A 1,202-nucleotide genomic window follows, 5' to 3' on the forward strand; every position below is an offset into this window, starting at 1 on the left:
GCCCTATTTTCTGATGCATAGAAAACGATTTCCCTGGCAATCTTTTTACCAAGCTCTGTATTCAGACGTTTTGCATATGCCCATCTTCCCTGCACCTGACGCGATCCATGTTCCCGCTGAAATCTTCGGATCCGTCCCAGCACACGGTACATCCGGTCTTTGTCACTGGGAAAGTTAATAAACTTTCTCCCCAGGATAGTTCCGTCTGGACGCATGATGGTACAGACTGCATCCGTATTGATGCCGAGATCCACACTGCAGATCGTTTGTTCTTTGACGGGTGTCCGGTTTAAAGCTACCTCTTCCGCATACGTAAAACGCAGAAAATATTTGTCGTGCTTTTTCTCCAGCGTTGGTGCCGAAGCTTTTTTGCTCGACCAGTGTTTTCTTAAATATTCCATATCCGTATGTTTCAGCCGCACAGCAAACCATTTCCAGTCATGGCCATCGTACAGTTTTAAAAAGGCCGCATCTTTCTCTTCTGTGTTTTCACGGTACATGACATCGTGGTAAAAAACAGGCATGGCATACTGCTCACTTTTCAGATACGGCTTTCCTGTTTTCTGTCCCTCTGCTTTCCACTGTTCCAGACGCGTCCGATAAGAAGATACACTCCCAAGCGCATGCTGGACTGCCGCCCGTCTGAAATAGGATGGCATTTTGGGAAAGCAGAAATCAAAATCAAACCGGGCCGGATTCCGTTTCGTTGTATGCACCAGATGTTCCGCTGCATTGAAACGTTTCTTACTTTCCTCAATTTGGGCCAGTTCTTCCCACACAGATTCATACACTTCGACCAGATAGCGGACAGCAGAACGGTAAATCTCCAGTGTCTGGCGGATCGGAATATTCTGTTTTCGTAATTCAACACCATAACTGGATATGATTTTCATTCGCTTTCTCCTCCGGGTTTTAACGGGATTTTTCCTTCTGACCTTCTATGTAAGCAAGTATCTGTTCACGGCTTCGGTCACTAACCGTTACAGCACAATAAGACGGATTTCACAAATGTTCTCCCCACAACTCTTTCCTTGACGCCGGATAGGAAAAACCATTTTTATTAATTGTAAACATATCTTTCTCCATAAAAGTATTTTACCATATCCATAATAATATATCAAACATTTGTTCTGTTTTATATTAAAAAAATTGCGCGTCTAACTCATCACTACTACAATATATTTATGGGTAATCCCCTTACT

The 1,202-nt window shown here is 43.3% G+C and carries 1 protein-coding gene; it reads right to left on the reverse strand.

The window, feature by feature from the left end; genetic code table 11:
- On the reverse strand, nucleotides 1–893 hold an 893-nt coding region (locus DXB83_RS15225), incomplete at its 3' end, for a transposase (RefSeq protein WP_118697832.1).
- Between the last annotated feature and the right edge of the window lie 309 nt (nucleotides 894–1,202).

This window comes from Blautia sp. OM06-15AC (genome assembly GCF_003481425.1).
Classification (GTDB): domain Bacteria; phylum Bacillota; class Clostridia; order Lachnospirales; family Lachnospiraceae; genus Fusicatenibacter; species Fusicatenibacter saccharivorans.